The sequence below is a fragment of the Pseudomonadota bacterium genome, from assembly GCA_041395565.1.
In the GTDB taxonomy this organism is placed as follows: domain Bacteria; phylum Pseudomonadota; class Gammaproteobacteria; order UBA9214; family UBA9214; genus UBA9214.
This window is the reverse complement of sequence record JAWLAI010000007.1, coordinates 118,102-132,922: the sequence shown is the minus strand read 5'-3', so window position 1 is coordinate 132,922 and position 14,821 is coordinate 118,102. Positions and strand designations below refer to the sequence as shown.

Here is a 14,821-nt window from a genome sequence, read left to right as displayed (position 1 = left end):
GTCTGTTCTGGCGATGCTGTTCGTTCAGGTCGGTTGGGTCAAACGCAAGTATGGCAACGTCAGATTAAAACAGTATGACAATCGTATTCCGTGGCTCATGTCGCGGTTTCGTGTTTGAGAATATTATGAAATCCGGATTTACTGTCTTACTGCCCTGGCCCGGAACGCTGCCGCTGCGTTGTTCCTGCCGCTAGACGGGCATCCGCAGGTCTGGGGTTGAGAGCGCATTTCCCTGGAATAGTTCCTGCACATTGCTCGATCTCTCTTGCGCTGGTGTTTTTACGGTGCCGGGAGATTCACGGTAGGTTCATCTCCAGCCGCTTTGTGGAGCCTGTGCGCCGGTGCTATCCGTGCGCGGATGCCTACGGTAAGCGGAGTGCGTGCAGGATGCTATTCGTATTTTTACCTACCCGTCAGTGCCGGTTCCGTGCGCTCCGCACTGCATTGTTCAGCACCGAAACACTGCGCGAGGCCGCACGGCACCCGTTGCTGCGCAGGTGTCGGTAAACGGTCGTGGCTATGGTCCTGGACTGCCGGCACGGTACGTGCCGCAAAAAATAGAACGGCGGCCCGAAGGCCGCCGTAGCCGAGTCATTCTGTGTCTTGTCCAGTCGTGGGGACACCGTTCATCCGCCAAGCTGTCGGGCAGGACCCAACGAGGGTTTCGCTGCAGCCCGCACCCGTTGCCACCCTCGGTTGACAGCGCGCCGGCTTCAGCCTGCCGGATGGTCAATCTGATCGGCGACAGATTATCCGGCAGTTGCCTGAGTATAGACCATGCCGGCGTGGATGCCAGGGTGCATCCGGGTCCGACAGGTTGTTGCCGGTGGCCGTGCCGATGCGCGTTCTTGCAGGAGCGACGGCTAGTGCACCACCCTGATTTCGACTTGCGCGACACCCTGGTCCAGGCTGGCGATGCGGGCAAAGGCGGCGCGGGTCAGGTCGATGATCCGTCCGCGCACGAACGGTCCCCTGTCATTGATCCTGACCCTGACGGTTTTGCCGTTGGCGAGGTTCCTCACCATGAGCTCGGTCCCGAATGGCAGGCTCCGGTGCGCCGCTGTCATGGCCTGGTTGTCCAGGCGTTCGCCGCTGGCGGTTTTCCGGGACTGGAATTTCCGGGCGTAATAGGAGGCCATGCCCGTTTCCCGGTATCCGTCCGCGCCGGGGGGCGGCCGTTGTCCCGCAGGCCCTGCGCATCCGGCCAGGAACACGACGCCCAGCAGGAGGAGTGCGAGTGCTGCGTGGACCTGTTGCAGACGCCGGGTCTCCATCATACGAACGAACATAACGGGGGCATAGACCAATTTTCTCGAATGTTCATGGCGCAAATCCGCCGCAAATATTCTAGTAAAAGTGTTTTATTACATAATGTTGAGGCCATTTCCAGGTGCGGGCGGCGGGCGGCTCTGCGGCGGCCGGGTACCTGCCCGCTCGCCGTCGCTGGCAACCGGTTCGTGCCGCTCCTGCAGCCGGCCCTAAAAAATCCCTATGTACCCGGCGATATACCTTTACTAGGGAAGGATCGGCAGGGCAACAGCCAGACCGGGGGGCGTATGCAAGAAGCAGGGAAGAAGACCGGCGCCCCGGCTGTGGCGACGTGTCCTGACACGGATATTCCGGCTGATCCATCGACCGCGCCGGCAGTGCCTGGCGGCAGTGCGCCACACCCTGATTACCACGAACTGTTCAACAGTTTTTCGGATGCCATCTGCATCCTGGATGGTAGTGGCCTCTTCCTGGACGTGAACGATTCGGCTGCTGCAATGTACGGCCGTCCACGGGATTTCTTTATCGGCAGGAGCTACGAAGCAGTCACCGCGGCAGGGATGAATGATCCGCTGACCATGGTCAGGCGCTTCAGGCGGGCGCTGGCAGGCAGGGCGCAGTCACTGGAATTCTGGGGCGCGCATGATGATCGCGGCCACTTGCCTCTCGATCTGCAGCTCGCGCCGACAACCTACGCCGGGCAACCGGCGCTGATCGTGATCGTCAAGGATGCCAGCCGCTGGCGGCAGGCGGAACTGCAGGTGCAGCGACTGAACCGTCTGTATGTGGTACTCAATGCAATCAACGAATTCATCATGCGCTGCCATGATGCAAACACCCTGTTCAGCGAGGCCTGCAGGATCGTGGTGGAGCTCGGCGGATTTCGCATGGCTTGGGTTGGAGTGATTGACGCCGAAAGTCAGGAAATCCGGCCCGTAGCCCACAGCGGCTTGGTCGGTGATTATCTCGACCACATGCATATCGTGACGAATGATTCCACCCGGGGGAGAGGGCCGACCGGCGAGGCATTGCGCGAAGGTACGTACCAGATCTGCAACGATATTGCGAACGACCCGCGCATGGTGCCCTGGCGCGAACAGGCTGCACGCATGGGCTACCGTGCCTCGGCCGCCTTTCCGCTGCATCTGGGCGGGGAGTTGAAGGGTGCGTTGTCGATGTATTCAGAGACTACGGATTTCTTTGATACCGAGGAGATCGCACTGCTGGTCCGGCTGTCGCAGAATATCGGCTTCGCGCTCGATATCATCGACGCGGAAGCGCGACGACAGGCGGCGGAGGACATGCTCCGGATCAAGGAGCGCGCCCTGTCGACCTCCATCAACGCGATCGCGATGGCCGCGCTCGATGGCAAGCTGACCTACGTCAACCAGGCCTTTCTGAATCTCTGGGGTTACCGGGATGAGGAAGCGGTGCTTGGCAGGTCCATTACCGAATTTTGCCAGCCGCCGGAACAGGCGCTGGAAATCGTACAGCAACTGCATGAGCAGGGCTCGGCGCGCGGCGACCTCATCGCGGTGCGCGATGACGGGTCGACATTCGTCGCCCAGCTGGCGGCAAACATGGTGACCGACCCGCAGGGCATGCCGGTCTGCATGCTGGGTGCGATTATCGATATCTCCGAGCACCGGGCCGCGGCAGAACTGATGAGCTGGGACAGGGAGCAGCAGGCCACGCTGCGCGGGATGCTGGAAGTCGTCCTGAGGGGCGGGCCGCTGGAGAAAACGCTTGATTACTGTCTTCAGCAACTGCTGTCGATTTCGTGGCTTTCCATCCTGCCCAAGGGCGGCATCTTCCTCATGGAGGAAAACCGTCAGGCCATGCGGATGGCGGTCTCCCGCGACCTGTCGCAGGAAATCATGTCGCTGTGCGCGAGGGTGCCATTGGGCAAATGCCATTGCGGGCGGGCGGCCGCGACCCGCCAGATACAGTTCTCCCAGTGTGTGGACGAGCGCCATGAAATCACCTTTCCCGGGATGGTGGATCATGGGCATTACAATATGCCGCTCATCTCGGATGGTGAAGTGCTGGGAGTCATGGTGCTCTACCTCCCACACGGGTTCTGCCGTGACCCGCTGAAGGAGCAGTTTCTTTCATCCGTCACCGACATTCTCGCCGGTTTCGTCAGGCGCAAGCGCAATGAGGACAGCCTGCGCTTGTCGTCCGCGGTGATAAAGAGTACGCATGATGCCGTCATGATCACCGATCTGGAACAGAATATTTTGAGTATCAATCCCTCGTTTACCGAAATCACCGGTTATACGGAGGCGGAGGCGATCGGTCAGACACCAAGAATGCTCCATTCGCAGCGCCACGATCTGCCGTTCTACCAGCAGATGTGGAAATCGATCGATACCTGTGGCTACTGGCAGGGCGAGATCTGGAACCGGCGCAAAAGCGGGGAGTTATATCCGGAGTGGCTGACGCTCAGCGCGGTGCGTGATGAAGCGGGCGAGATCCTGAACTATGTCGGTGTGTTCAGCGATATCAGTCAGGTCAAGCAGGCGGAGCAGCAGCTCGAGCGCCTGGCGCATTATGATGCCCTGACCGACCTTCCCAACCGGCTGCTGTTGCGATCACGCCTTGAACACGCCATCGAGCAGGCGCAGCGGGAAAGCCGGATGCTGGGCGTGCTGTTTCTCGACCTGGATCGCTTCAAGCACGTCAATGACAGCCTCGGTCACCTGGCCGGTGACGAATTGCTGCAGATTGTCGCCGGACGGCTGCGGCATTGCCTGCGCAAGTCCGATACGCTCGCACGCCTCGGTGGAGACGAGTTCGTGGTGTTGCTGGAGACACTGCAGGATGTGCGGGAAGCCGTCGATATCGCGCAAAAACTGATCAGGCTGATTCACGAGCCCATTGATCTCAGTTGCGGACGTGAGGTTTATGTCGGCGTCAGCGTCGGCATCAGCATCTATCCGGATGACGGTACCGATGCGGAGCAGCTGATCCGCAACGCGGATACGGCGATGTATCAGGTCAAGGAGCACGGCTGCGACAATTATCATCTCTATACCGAGTCCATGACCCGGCGGGTCGAGGCGCGGCTCGAACTCGAGGCCAGGCTGCGGCGTGCCATGAGCAAGAATGAATTCATTCTTCATTATCAGCCACTGGTATCCGTTGCGGACTCGCGCTGCCTCGGAGTCGAGGCCCTGCTGCGCTGGCAGGATCCGCAGGAAGATAAACTGATCTACCCGGGTACATTCATCCGGCTTGCCGAGGAGACGGGTATGATCCTGCAGCTGGGAGACTGGGTGCTGCGCAGTGCGTGTCGCCAGATGAAGGCATGGCAGGATGCAGGACTCGCATTGGAAACACTGGCGGTCAACCTCTCGCCGACCCAGTTCAAGCAACCCGATATCCAAGATCGTATCGCCGCGTGCCTGATCGAAACCGGCCTGAATCCATCCTGCCTCGAGCTGGAAATAACGGAGAGTGCGATCATGGAGCAGGGTGCGGCTGCCGTGGCAAAGCTCACGGAGCTCAAGCATCTTGGCGTACGGATTGCCATCGATGATTTCGGGACCGGCTATTCCTCGCTTTCCTACCTGAAGGATTTTCCGATCGACAAGCTCAAGATCGACCGGAGTTTCGTCAGGGACATATCCACCAGCCCGGCGGCCGCGGAGATCGCAGCTATCATCATCAGCATGGCGAGGACCCTGAAGCTGGAGTCGCTGGCCGAGGGAGTGGAGCAGGAGGCGCACTTGCGCTTCCTGCAGGAGCGCGGTTGCGACAGTTGCCAGGGTTTCCTGTTCAGCAGACCCGTCCCCGCGGAATCCCTCCCGATGATCCTGCGCTATGGACGTAACGGGCTGGTGATGGAGCCCGGCAAGCACTGACCGCACGTGGCGTCTGTATGACCGGCCACCCAAGGACAGGGTGGCTCGGGTGCACCGCTCTGGAAATCGGCGGCAACAACCATCGCTCCCAGGCAGTGACGGCCCGATAGACGCAAACCGCAACCGTTGCACCGAAATCCGTGGCGCGGGATCCAATTATCACGAAATGATCACATTTGCGCTGTAGCGCGAACTTTACCGGCGCAGCAGACTCTCTAGTGACAACGGGCAGGTCTCGCCTTCCCAACATCCAGGAGAACACCACCATGCAACCGAAAACACTCTTCGCCCTGTTGGTCGCGCTGTTGCCTGTAACGGCACCGTCGCTAGCCGCAATGCCGGACCAGGACGGCCAGTCGGCCAGCCTCCACGTGCAGACGCTGGTGCTGGGTTCCGGGTGTTTCTGGGGCGCGGAAAAGGGCTATGAGGCCTTACCGGGTGTGATCGACGCGGTGTCCGGTTATGCCGACGGCCGCAATGTCGAGCCGGTCTACCGGGAAATCACCCGGAGCGAGCACAAGTTCGATCCTGACAACTACGCCGAGGTGGTCGAAGTGCGTTACAACACCGGGATGCTCAGCACGCAGGCCCTGCTGCGGCACTTCTTCGAGCATCACGACCCGACACAGAAGGATCGCCAGGGCAACGATGTCGGCACCCAGTACCGTTCCATCATCCTCTACACGGATGAGCAGCAGCACGAGGAGGCGCTGCGTACCCGCGACCAGTACCAGGCCCTGTTGACGGCCGCGGGGTACGGTCCGATCGTGACCGAGATCAAGCCGCTGCAGGCGTTTCATCCGGCCGAGGATTATCACCAGGACTACCTGAAGAAACACCCCAACGGCTATTGCCCGAATCACGCGACCGGCGTGACCTTCGAAAAGTCAGCCGCGCGCCCGACCGACAACAGCGCGCTGCTCTCCAGCCGTCAGATCGTGGTGCTGGAAGCCGAGCACTGCCCCTTCTGCGAGCGGTTCAAGCAGGACGTCAGCAGCAAGTACCGGGGCAGCATCCCCCTGACGTTCCGCCTGGCCACGCAGCTGGACGGACTGACCCTGAAGACACCGACCTGGGCCACACCCACCATCTATTTCCTGGAAGACGGCAAGGAGGTCTTCGGCCACCAGGGTTACATGACCGCCGCGGAGTTCTACCAGGCACTCGGCTATTTCAAGTTGGGCGACAGCGAAGCCTACAAGGTGGCATTCGCCCAGGGCACGGACAGCCGCTTCTGTCGCCAGTACGACGAGTTCAAGAATACGCCGGACGGGGTCTTCATCGACAAGCTCAGTGGTGCGCCGCTGTTCGACACGCGCGACCGCTTCAACTCCGGCAGCGGCTGGCTTTCCTTCACCCGGCCGGTCGAGGGCGCCACCGTCGAGCGGCCGGACGACAGCTTCGGCATGCAGCGCACCGAGGTGCTGTCGCAGAGCAGCGGTATCCACCTGGGACACGTGTTCGACGACGGGCCTGACGGCAAGCCGCGCTATTGCATCAATGCCACGGTGCTGGAATTCAGGCCGCGCCAGGACTGAGCGATCTGGTGTCAGAGCGCATCTGCTACCGAAATTCGCAGAAAATGCGCTCTGACACCGATTAATCTATTGAGGGCGCAGATCTTCCTTGGTGTCGGTGCCGGTTGAAGGGACCACGACCGTGGCGGCGCCGCCATAGGCCGGGTAACCGCCATAGCCTGGATAGCCGCCGTAACCGTAGCCGGGGTAACCACCGTAACCGTAGCCAGGGTAACCACCGTAACCGAAGCCGGGATAGCCGCCGTAGCCGAAGCCGGGGTAGCCGCCGTAGCCGTAACCCGGCCAGCCGTAGTCGTCATACCGGTCCCTGTCCTTGTCGCCGCCCATCCATTTCGATGGATTCATCATGTTGCCCATGTCGAACGGGTAGGCGGTTCCGGCGCAAGCCAAGCCGATCGCCACCAGGGTCGTCCTGACTACTGATTTTGTGTTGTGCACTTTTTGTCGTCCTCTGATTTGAATGTATACCGCAAGCTGAAGCGGACACTGACCGTCTGTACTCTTATCCCATTAGCCGGCCGTGGCGTCAATCAAAACCGCCGGACCATCACGATTTCCGGAGCGGGGCAGGGTGCAGATCTATATCCTCCGTCCCCGTTGTTCAGTGTTGCAGCCATCGTTAGCCGCCACGAGGGTACGGTTCAGCCGTTTATGCTTGCCATACCCCACTCGTCGTAGCGGTCGCCCATGACACGGTCCGCCAGCGCATCCAGGGTCTTCAGCTCTGTACTGGACAGCTCCACATCGTAGGCGCCGAGATTCGATTTGAGATTTTCCAGTTTCGTCGTTCCCGTAAGTGCCAATATGAATTCGCCGCGGCCGATGACCCAGGCGAGCGCGACCTGGGCCGGAGTGCATGACCTGGCCGAGGCTACCGCCTCGATCTCGTCAACGAGTGCCACGTTGGCGGAATAGGCCGCACCTTGGAAACGCGGTGTCGTCAGCCGCCAGTCGCCTGCACCCAGCGTCTCGGTCTTGAAACGTCCCGTCAGCATGCCTCTGCCGAGCGGCGAGTAAGCCACCAGCGATGCGCCGACCTCAAGACAGGCGGGGATGACATCAGTCTCGATATCCCGACTGAAGATCGAATACTCCGATTGCACAGCCGAAATCGGGTGAATCTTGGCTGCGCGGCGGATGGTATCGCCGGATGCCTCGGACAAACCGATGGCGCGCACCTTGCCTTCTGCCACCAGCTCGGCCATCGCGGTCACCGTTTCCTCGATCGGTCTGGCTGAATCGACACGATGCAAGTAATACAAATCGATAACATCGGTGCGCAGGCGTTGCAGTGAACCTTCTACGGCACGCCGGCAGTTTTCTGCCGACCCGTCGAGGCCAATGAACTCGCCAGTCTTAAAATCTCGAATCGGCCCGAACTTGGTGGCTATGAATACGCGGTCGCGGCGGTCGGCGAACGCAGCTCCAAGCAGTGTCTCGTTCGCGCTGCCTATCCCGTACATTTCTGCCGTGTCGAAGTGCTCGATGCCCAGTTCCATCGCTTCGTGCAGCAGCTTGATCGCAGCGCCCTGCTGCACGGGTGGGCCGTAAAACTCCGAGAGGCCCATGCAGCCGAGGCCAAGCACTGGTAATTTCCGCCCGGTTTTGCCTAGTCGTCTTTTCTGCATGGGTGTTGTCTCCGCAAACATGCAATGGCCGGTTCAGTGCAGGGATACGGAAACCGGGGTCATTGAACAATTGTCTCTCATTTCCAAATATATACCCTCGGCCCGCCATAATAAGTATATTATTGAGCCGATAATTCTCCATGTGCTCTGCTGTCCGCGAACAAGCACAATGGCGATCAAGACCAGGTTTGCAAGAAACTGAATGGGAGGACTTCATGTTAGTCAGCGATATCATGACCCGCAATCCGAGAACGGTATCCCCGGATACCAGGCTGCAGGAGGTGGCATCGATCATGTGCCTATACCGTATCCCCGCGCTTCCGGTGGTCGACGCAGACGGCAAGCTGGTGGGCAACATCTCCGAGATGGACCTGCTGAGGAACCTGTTTCCGACCGTGGAAGACATCATGTCCGGTGACGCGGCCCTGGAAATCGAGCGCATGACCTCGAATTACTCCGATTCCATGGAGCGTCGTGTCGGCGACATGATGGTGAAGAATCCCGTTTCCGTTTCACCGGATCAGCACGTGCTGAAGGCCGCGGCCAAGATGACCAGTCACCGCTTCCGCCGCATTCCGGTCACAGACGGCGAAGGCCGGCTGGTCGGCGTAATGAGTCTGGGCGATGTGCACAAGGCCATCTTTCATGCCCACGTGTCCAGGGACTAGCAAAGCGGGTGTCAGAGCGCATTATCCTCTCATTTCCGTGAAAATTGTGCGCTGACACCAGTTTACCCAGGTTGACGCAGGGGTTCGGCCTTGCAGTGTCTACAAGGATCGTCCATCGAGGTGTTTGACTGGGAGGGACGAGAGTTCCACACCCTCCAGGCAGCGCGCATTGACAGCAGCCATGCGATTTCCCGAGGGATCCACGCCTTCCCCGAATGGATGAATGCCGCATTGGGGGCAGAAATGGTGCTTGATCGTGCCCGCTCCGAAGGTGTACGTGGCGAGGTTCTCTTCCGGCGTTAACAGCTGTAGATGATCCCGCGGGACAAACCAGTGGAGCGACCCCATCCGGGAGCAAATGGAGCAGTTACAGTCAGCGACCTGTGTAAGGTCGCCATCGACTTCAAAGGCGACCTGTCCGCAATGACAACTACCTTTGTACTTCATGTGGATGCTCCTTTTACTGTCGTGAAAAGCAGGCGAGGCCGGTGTCAGGGCGCTTTGTCTTCTTATTTTTCCGAATAAATATCCTCCATCCCCTTTACGCGTCAGGCAAGCCGGAACTCCTGTAAAGATGCAAATGCTCTTCTCCCGCTGATGTCCGGATTGATGTGCAATTCGAGCACAGTGACAGCCTTAAGATTCAAACGATAATTCTCAACCTCAGTGGTTGCGCCAGCGGGGTTGAAGTTCCATTGTTGTCTTATGACTTCCTGGTACGATTGGCCATTGTCTTCAGACCAACGCAAGACAAATTCTTGCGTCCGTTCCATCTCGGACTCCTCGAATTTGAGTCTGATCCATTGGAGTCTCTGCGGGTTGTCGAAGCGCAGCCTGATGATTTGTTCCCCGGGTTCCGCGGCGCGCCATCCCGTGCCGTTATCAGGCAGCAGTGCGGATTCGATGCGGAAAGCGTCGTCTTCAGAGCTGAGCTCGACGATCGCAAGCTTCTCGATGTCGAGCCATTGCGGGGCGGAATCGTCATGCTGTTTCTGATCTATCCCGATAAATTTCTTGCGCATTTGGGTGCCTGCCATATCGGTTTCAGGTTGGGGGCGGAGTGGTTATATATAGATTCGGATTGTTCCTGTGAGGATATAACACTTCTGTTCCCTATTTGCCGCGTAATAGAGGCTAGAACCGATCTCAAAATTGGCAAATCCCGCGGCGGCCATGTTTCTCGTCATTCCGGCGCAGGCCGGAATCCAGTGTTTCGCGGGTTTGCTGGATGCCCGCCTGCGCGGGCATGGCAATGCAAGAATGCTTGTAGCAATTCTGAGAGTAGTTATAGAAAAATTCCCAGTATATTCAGTTATATAACACCAGCCCCCTGTAAAACTTCTGTATTTACTTAAAATACGGATAGCCGTGCTATCAATAATGCGAAAATGCATATCAGCAGGACAATCCCGCTAAGCAATTCCAAGGCGATCAACAGCTCGGACCAGTAACTCAAGATGAAAAAGTCGCCGTATCCGAGCGTGGTCAGGGTGACAAAACTGAAATAGATTGCCTCCCATGCGGTGTCTGCCTTGTTGCAACAGCCAAAGACGATGCCCGTTTTCATATAGAGCGCGGCAAATCCGACCACGAGTGAGGCGAGGAAGCACAGCACAAGAAAAATGCCGGCTACGCGAGTCGGAAATATACTGTCGAGGAAATTCTGGGATCCTTTGCGGCTGCCCATCTTGACATCGCTGCGGTGAGCAGCCGCTAACAATAACAGCAGCATGTAGGTCAAAGTCAGGGAGACGGTCAGTGCTCCTGACCAGGTAGAAGCCGTCTCGCTGTAAAATACGATTGACACAAGAGTGAATAGTGCCGGTATCAGCGGTACAAGGCAGCGCGCGATGTCCTTGAAAAGTTGATTGCCGCGCTCGGAAGATTCCTGGAACGCCGATTTCAGCGAGTTAAGCGTAACCGATTTGCTATTGTTTGCTTCGGTTATCTTGCTGAGTTCTTTGCGGTCTGCTTGCACAGACGTTCGTATGCTTTTGGCGCGGGTGTGAATGTCGGAGATTATTTCCTGCGTCGCGCCAGCACCTTGTTCATCCAGTTTTTCAAGCGTATCGCAGAGCGCGTTGAGCAATGTTTCAGTGTCGGCCGGTTTCGCTGTGTCAGCGTCCATAATTGTGTCTCGTCGTTATTGATACGAGGATGAAAAGGGCTATCTACAATAGATATGATCAATCGAGTCTTACCTCATTGATCCCATTGATCGCGGAAAATGTGCTCTGACACCATTCAAGTTCCTACAGCCTGGCACTGAAGAATGATCCCAGCACCGACACGGCCTCGTCGACAAAGTGCGGATCGTCGTACAGTTGCATATGGTTGGCTCCTTCCACGACATGAAAATGCTTGTCCTTGCTGGCGGCACGCGCGTAGAGGTCGTCACTCATCCATTTGCTGCCGGCCTTGCTGCCGGCAACGACCTGGAGCGGTTGTGTCAGGAAGACTTCCGCCATGTTGAACGCGTCGTAGGTAATGATCTGGTTGAGACTCCTGGCAGTCGCGAAACCCGGCGCCGTCGAGTACATGCAGCGCGGCGTGTGGTAGTACTCCCATGCTTCTTCCAGTTCCTTGTTTGGGGCATCCTCCTGCCGGAGCGGTGCCAGCGGCATGGTCACGGTGTCGGCCCCGGCGGCTTCGGCGGTGCGTGCCATCGAACCGTTCTCCAGGTACGGGATGGCGTCGGCTGACGCAACGTCGTTGTCCCAGCCGTTGCGGAACATCGCTCCGATATTCACAGCGCTGACCGTTGCCACCGCTTTTATGCGACGGTCGTTGATCGCGGCGTTCGCGGTATAGCCGCCACCTGCGCAAACACCCATGGCGCCGATCCTCGCCGGGTCGATGTAGGGCAATGTCGTCAGGTAATCGACGACAGCGCTCACGTCTTCCGTGCTGATATAGGGGTTCTCGAGCTGGCGCGGCTCGCCGGTGCTTTCACCCTGGTACGATCTGTCGAAGGCGATAGTGACCGGCCCCTGCTGCGCAAGCCTCTGCGCATACAGACCCGCCGCCTGCTCCTTGACGCCGCCACCCGGGTGCGACACGATGACGGCTGGATATCTCCTGCTTTCATCGAATGCTTCCGGGAAGTAGATCACCGCCGCCATTGTGATGTTCTGGCCATTGGCGTTCTTGAAATGGACATTCTTCATTTTTGAGTTTCCTGTTGAGTCAGGACACCATGGGTCACTGTGTACATTGTATCTGACCCCTTTTATTTCAGATTTTACGTAATGATTCAGCGTCCATGTGGTAAGTTGTTGGCTAATATTTTATTAATAAGCGCTAAAGAATCACGATAAGTGGATCGGATACAAGTACGCAGAAAAATGTATCCGACCCCTTTATAAGGGGCGCGGAGCCGCATCGCGGCGGAGCGTCCCAGTGAGCGAGAGCGAACGACTTGAGCTGATGGTTAGGTGCTTAATCTGACTTTGCCACATGTTTCTTTTTGTCATTGCGCGCCATGCGTCCTTCTTTCATAAGAATTCCTAGAATGCTGTAGCTGAGGTAGTCTTTGGAGCCACCACCATAATCTGATTGAAGGCCATGAATCAAAAGGGTCAGACTCGATTGATTCGTCAGTTTTTCGTCTAATCAATCGAGTTTGACCCCAGTGATCCTCATTGATCCTTTAAGGCTGGATTTCCTTCTGCGCGGGAAGGGGAATCAAAAGGGTCAGGCCCCATTGATAAGTCAAGTTATCGTCTAATCAATCGAGTCTGACCCCATTGATCTGAATCAATGCACATAACTTAAAGAGGTAAATGGGGGCGTATACAATTAACTAAAGTAGAGAAAATGTATCCGACCCCTTTATTCTGTGGAAAAAGTATTTTTTATTATTTGACTGAATTTATATCCTCCGTCCCGTTTATTACGTGCCTTGTTAGGTGCTTCTTTTCTAGTTATTGATTTTTTGAAGAATTGCATTTTCAACTTCTTCGATTCCTGTTGGAGATATTATTGCCATTTCTGTTTCCTTGTCCCATTCGATGAGTCTTGCTTTGTGTAGCTTGGCCAATATATCTCTACGATAATTGGCTCTGTGGGAATGCTCAGTCCAGTCGAATAAATCTTCTGTAGGAACACCAGATTCAATCTCAGAGTAAAGAAGTAGTAAAGTTTGATCTCTATAACTCAGCGATGTTTCCAATATTCTCTTTCTGCCCATGACATTCCAAATAGCTGGCAATTTCCTTTCCGCTATGGCGTCGCAGATATGCTGAGCGTCTTCAATTGGCAAGCTGTGACTCACCCTGATTAGCTCTGACATGCACCAGTCAGCAAGCCGTGTGGCAGTTAGCGCATCTATCTCGTTAGCATCAACCTCTCCACCTGTATGCCCAAAATCTCGCTTGTTTCTAAGTGTATATAAGAATAAAAGTGCTCTTGGCATCAGAATCCGTAAGCCTTCAGGACCTGCAGTCGTAACAGTATTTTCCAGCTTCTCGCATTCGCCCTTGAAGTTTCCTAGACCCTTAGACAGTGGAATGTACGTGCCAGTAAGAATTAGCTGCAACACTCGAACTAATACTTCTGCTAATTTACCTGCTTGATGTCCAATAGAATCATGTTGGTTTTCTAGAGCATGGCTCTTGAGGGTTGAGTAGTTTTGCACAAGCCTCTTTCGAAGCGGCTTCGGGATAGAGGCAAGGGCTTGCGCTAAATTAAGGTTTTGGCTGCTTGTACTCATATTGGCCATCGTCGTTCTCGTCTCTCTCTAGCTTTTCTTCCCGCACAAGTCTAAGCATTGCGAGACGCAATTGATCTGTACCGAAATGGAAGCCCCGCTTACTTTTCAAGTAGGCTTGAACTTCTGGGCCAGTACGAGCCGTACTAAAATACCCTGACTCCATGAGAGTGCTAACCGCAGCTTTAGGCCCTATGGCACTTTTCTTGGGTTGGCTTACATTACTTTTGTTGGAGGTCTTTGATTTTTTCTTTGAAGATTGTTTTTTTGTAGTGGCACTTTTAGTGGTTACTTTCTTTTTCCTGCTTTTCTTTGCAGAAGATGGCGACACACTGTCTGGCTCATCGAGATGCGCGAGATATTCATCGCCTGGCGCCATTATTCTATATTTGTATCCAGGCCCATCTTTCACGCGATTTACAAGCGTAGTCGCATTCCCTAACGCCATACTAACAGCTGCTCGCGTAGTCCCAACTCGAAACTTTTCTGTCAGTATTTTTGCGATTTCTGACGGAGTCAAACCATCCTTGTCATGATCAGTTAGTGCTATCTGCAAGATCATGAGTGATCGATCGAGAACTTTTGTTGCAGAGGTTACGCCCGGGTGTTGTGTAGAATCTATTGCTGAAACCAGATCGTCTAACGAGGAATCTTCTCGTTCCGGTTGAGTGGATTTCTTAGCAGCCTTTTTCTCCTTGACGGTTTGCGTGCTAGGCTGCTCTGCCTGAGGTGCGGATTCTGCGCCGCCCGTAAGAAGGTCAATTGCGCGATTAAATGCCGCTTCCTGCATGCTTTCAGGTACCTGCTGCGCTATTTCAGAAGCCTGCTTAAACAGCTCTTTTAAATCTGGCACTGTTTTCTTACCCATCTTACGTTCCCCAGAATTCCTCTTGGTATCATTTAGCGCCTAACTACAAGTAGAGAACCAAAAAAGCCGGTATTGGCTTACGACATTTAGGCAAGGTTACATACTCTGTTTCATTAAAAATCAGTCGCTTGATTGTATATTACACGGCCCAAACAGACTGGCAAGAACGGCATTACATCAGGGGTAGGCAAAACGAACGATGCATGGCGGCTAATACATTTGTACTAGTCCGCGGAATCTCTTTGCGGAATCTGGCTGTATATTCTTCTTGTGGCA

The 14,821-nt window shown here is 55.9% G+C and carries 12 protein-coding genes; 3 read left to right on the top strand and 9 right to left on the bottom strand.

Going from position 1 to position 14,821, the window contains the following annotated elements; genetic code table 11:
• Positions 1–863: 863 nt before the first annotated feature.
• Positions 864–1,139, bottom strand: coding sequence for a septal ring lytic transglycosylase RlpA family protein (locus R3F42_12425; GenBank protein MEZ5542830.1), 276 nt, complete (start codon positions 1,137–1,139; stop codon positions 864–866).
• Between the two features lie 417 nt (positions 1,140–1,556).
• Between R3F42_12425 and R3F42_12420 the strand changes: the two genes are divergently transcribed.
• Positions 1,557–5,135 carry an EAL domain-containing protein gene (locus R3F42_12420; protein MEZ5542829.1) on the top strand — a complete coding sequence of 1,193 codons (3,579 nt, stop codon included), beginning with the start codon at positions 1,557–1,559 and terminating at the stop codon, positions 5,133–5,135.
• A gap of 335 nt (positions 5,136–5,470) precedes the next feature.
• Positions 5,471–6,673: a peptide-methionine (S)-S-oxide reductase MsrA gene (gene msrA, locus R3F42_12415; GenBank protein ID MEZ5542828.1), complete on the top strand. Its 1,203-nt coding sequence runs from the start codon at positions 5,471–5,473 to the stop codon at positions 6,671–6,673.
• Between the two features lie 66 nt (positions 6,674–6,739).
• Here msrA and R3F42_12410 read toward each other — a convergent pair whose 3' ends face one another.
• A complete protein-coding gene (locus R3F42_12410; GenBank protein MEZ5542827.1) occupies positions 6,740–7,111 on the bottom strand; it encodes a hypothetical protein in 372 nt (123 codons plus the stop codon).
• A gap of 203 nt (positions 7,112–7,314) precedes the next feature.
• A complete protein-coding gene (locus tag R3F42_12405) occupies positions 7,315–8,301 on the bottom strand; it encodes an aldo/keto reductase (GenBank protein ID MEZ5542826.1) in 987 nt (328 codons plus the stop codon).
• Between the two features lie 215 nt (positions 8,302–8,516).
• On the opposite strand from R3F42_12405, the gene R3F42_12400 reads away from it, so the two are divergent.
• Positions 8,517–8,969, top strand: a complete 453-nt coding sequence (locus R3F42_12400; GenBank protein MEZ5542825.1) for a CBS domain-containing protein — start codon at positions 8,517–8,519, stop codon at positions 8,967–8,969.
• A gap of 99 nt (positions 8,970–9,068) precedes the next feature.
• On the opposite strand, the gene R3F42_12395 is transcribed toward R3F42_12400, so the two are convergent.
• The 6 genes from R3F42_12395 to R3F42_12370 all read right to left on the bottom strand — a co-directional run bounded on the left by R3F42_12395 (position 9,069) and on the right by R3F42_12370 (position 14,545).
• Positions 9,069–9,416, bottom strand: coding sequence for a GFA family protein (locus R3F42_12395; GenBank protein MEZ5542824.1), 348 nt, complete (start codon positions 9,414–9,416; stop codon positions 9,069–9,071).
• A gap of 101 nt (positions 9,417–9,517) precedes the next feature.
• Positions 9,518–10,006 carry a hypothetical protein gene (locus tag R3F42_12390; protein ID MEZ5542823.1) on the bottom strand — a complete coding sequence of 163 codons (489 nt, stop codon included), beginning with the start codon at positions 10,004–10,006 and terminating at the stop codon, positions 9,518–9,520.
• A gap of 314 nt (positions 10,007–10,320) precedes the next feature.
• Positions 10,321–11,097 carry a potassium channel family protein gene (locus R3F42_12385; protein MEZ5542822.1) on the bottom strand — a complete coding sequence of 259 codons (777 nt, stop codon included), beginning with the start codon at positions 11,095–11,097 and terminating at the stop codon, positions 10,321–10,323.
• Positions 11,098–11,221: 124 nt separating this feature from the next.
• Positions 11,222–12,136 carry an alpha/beta hydrolase gene (locus R3F42_12380; protein ID MEZ5542821.1) on the bottom strand — a complete coding sequence of 305 codons (915 nt, stop codon included), beginning with the start codon at positions 12,134–12,136 and terminating at the stop codon, positions 11,222–11,224.
• A gap of 752 nt (positions 12,137–12,888) precedes the next feature.
• The gene (locus R3F42_12375) at positions 12,889–13,680 is read right to left on the bottom strand and encodes a hypothetical protein (protein ID MEZ5542820.1); all 792 of its coding nucleotides are present in this window, start codon (positions 13,678–13,680) and stop codon (positions 12,889–12,891) included.
• Positions 13,655–14,545, bottom strand: coding sequence for a hypothetical protein (locus R3F42_12370; GenBank protein ID MEZ5542819.1), 891 nt, complete (start codon positions 14,543–14,545; stop codon positions 13,655–13,657). The genes R3F42_12375 and R3F42_12370 overlap by 26 nt, the downstream gene beginning before the upstream one ends.
• Between the last annotated feature and the right edge of the window lie 276 nt (positions 14,546–14,821).

Excerpts from the sequence above, each read along its gene's own strand:
- R3F42_12425 (MEZ5542830.1), bottom strand. The coding sequence starts at position 1,139 with ATGGCCTCCTATTACGCCCGGAAATTCCAGTCCCGGAAAACCGCCAGC.
- R3F42_12420 (MEZ5542829.1), top strand. The coding sequence starts at position 1,557 with ATGCAAGAAGCAGGGAAGAAGACCGGCGCCCCGGCTGTGGCGACGTGT.
- msrA (MEZ5542828.1), top strand. The coding sequence starts at position 5,471 with ATGCCGGACCAGGACGGCCAGTCGGCCAGCCTCCACGTGCAGACGCTG.
- R3F42_12405 (MEZ5542826.1), bottom strand. The coding sequence starts at position 8,301 with ATGCAGAAAAGACGACTAGGCAAAACCGGGCGGAAATTACCAGTGCTT.
- R3F42_12400 (MEZ5542825.1), top strand. The coding sequence starts at position 8,517 with ATGTTAGTCAGCGATATCATGACCCGCAATCCGAGAACGGTATCCCCG.
- R3F42_12395 (MEZ5542824.1), bottom strand. The coding sequence starts at position 9,416 with ATGAAGTACAAAGGTAGTTGTCATTGCGGACAGGTCGCCTTTGAAGTC.
- R3F42_12390 (MEZ5542823.1), bottom strand. The coding sequence starts at position 10,006 with ATGGCAGGCACCCAAATGCGCAAGAAATTTATCGGGATAGATCAGAAA.
- R3F42_12385 (MEZ5542822.1), bottom strand. The coding sequence starts at position 11,097 with ATGGACGCTGACACAGCGAAACCGGCCGACACTGAAACATTGCTCAAC.
- R3F42_12380 (MEZ5542821.1), bottom strand. The coding sequence starts at position 12,136 with ATGAAGAATGTCCATTTCAAGAACGCCAATGGCCAGAACATCACAATG.
- R3F42_12375 (MEZ5542820.1), bottom strand. The coding sequence starts at position 13,680 with ATGAGTACAAGCAGCCAAAACCTTAATTTAGCGCAAGCCCTTGCCTCT.
- R3F42_12370 (MEZ5542819.1), bottom strand. The coding sequence starts at position 14,545 with ATGGGTAAGAAAACAGTGCCAGATTTAAAAGAGCTGTTTAAGCAGGCT.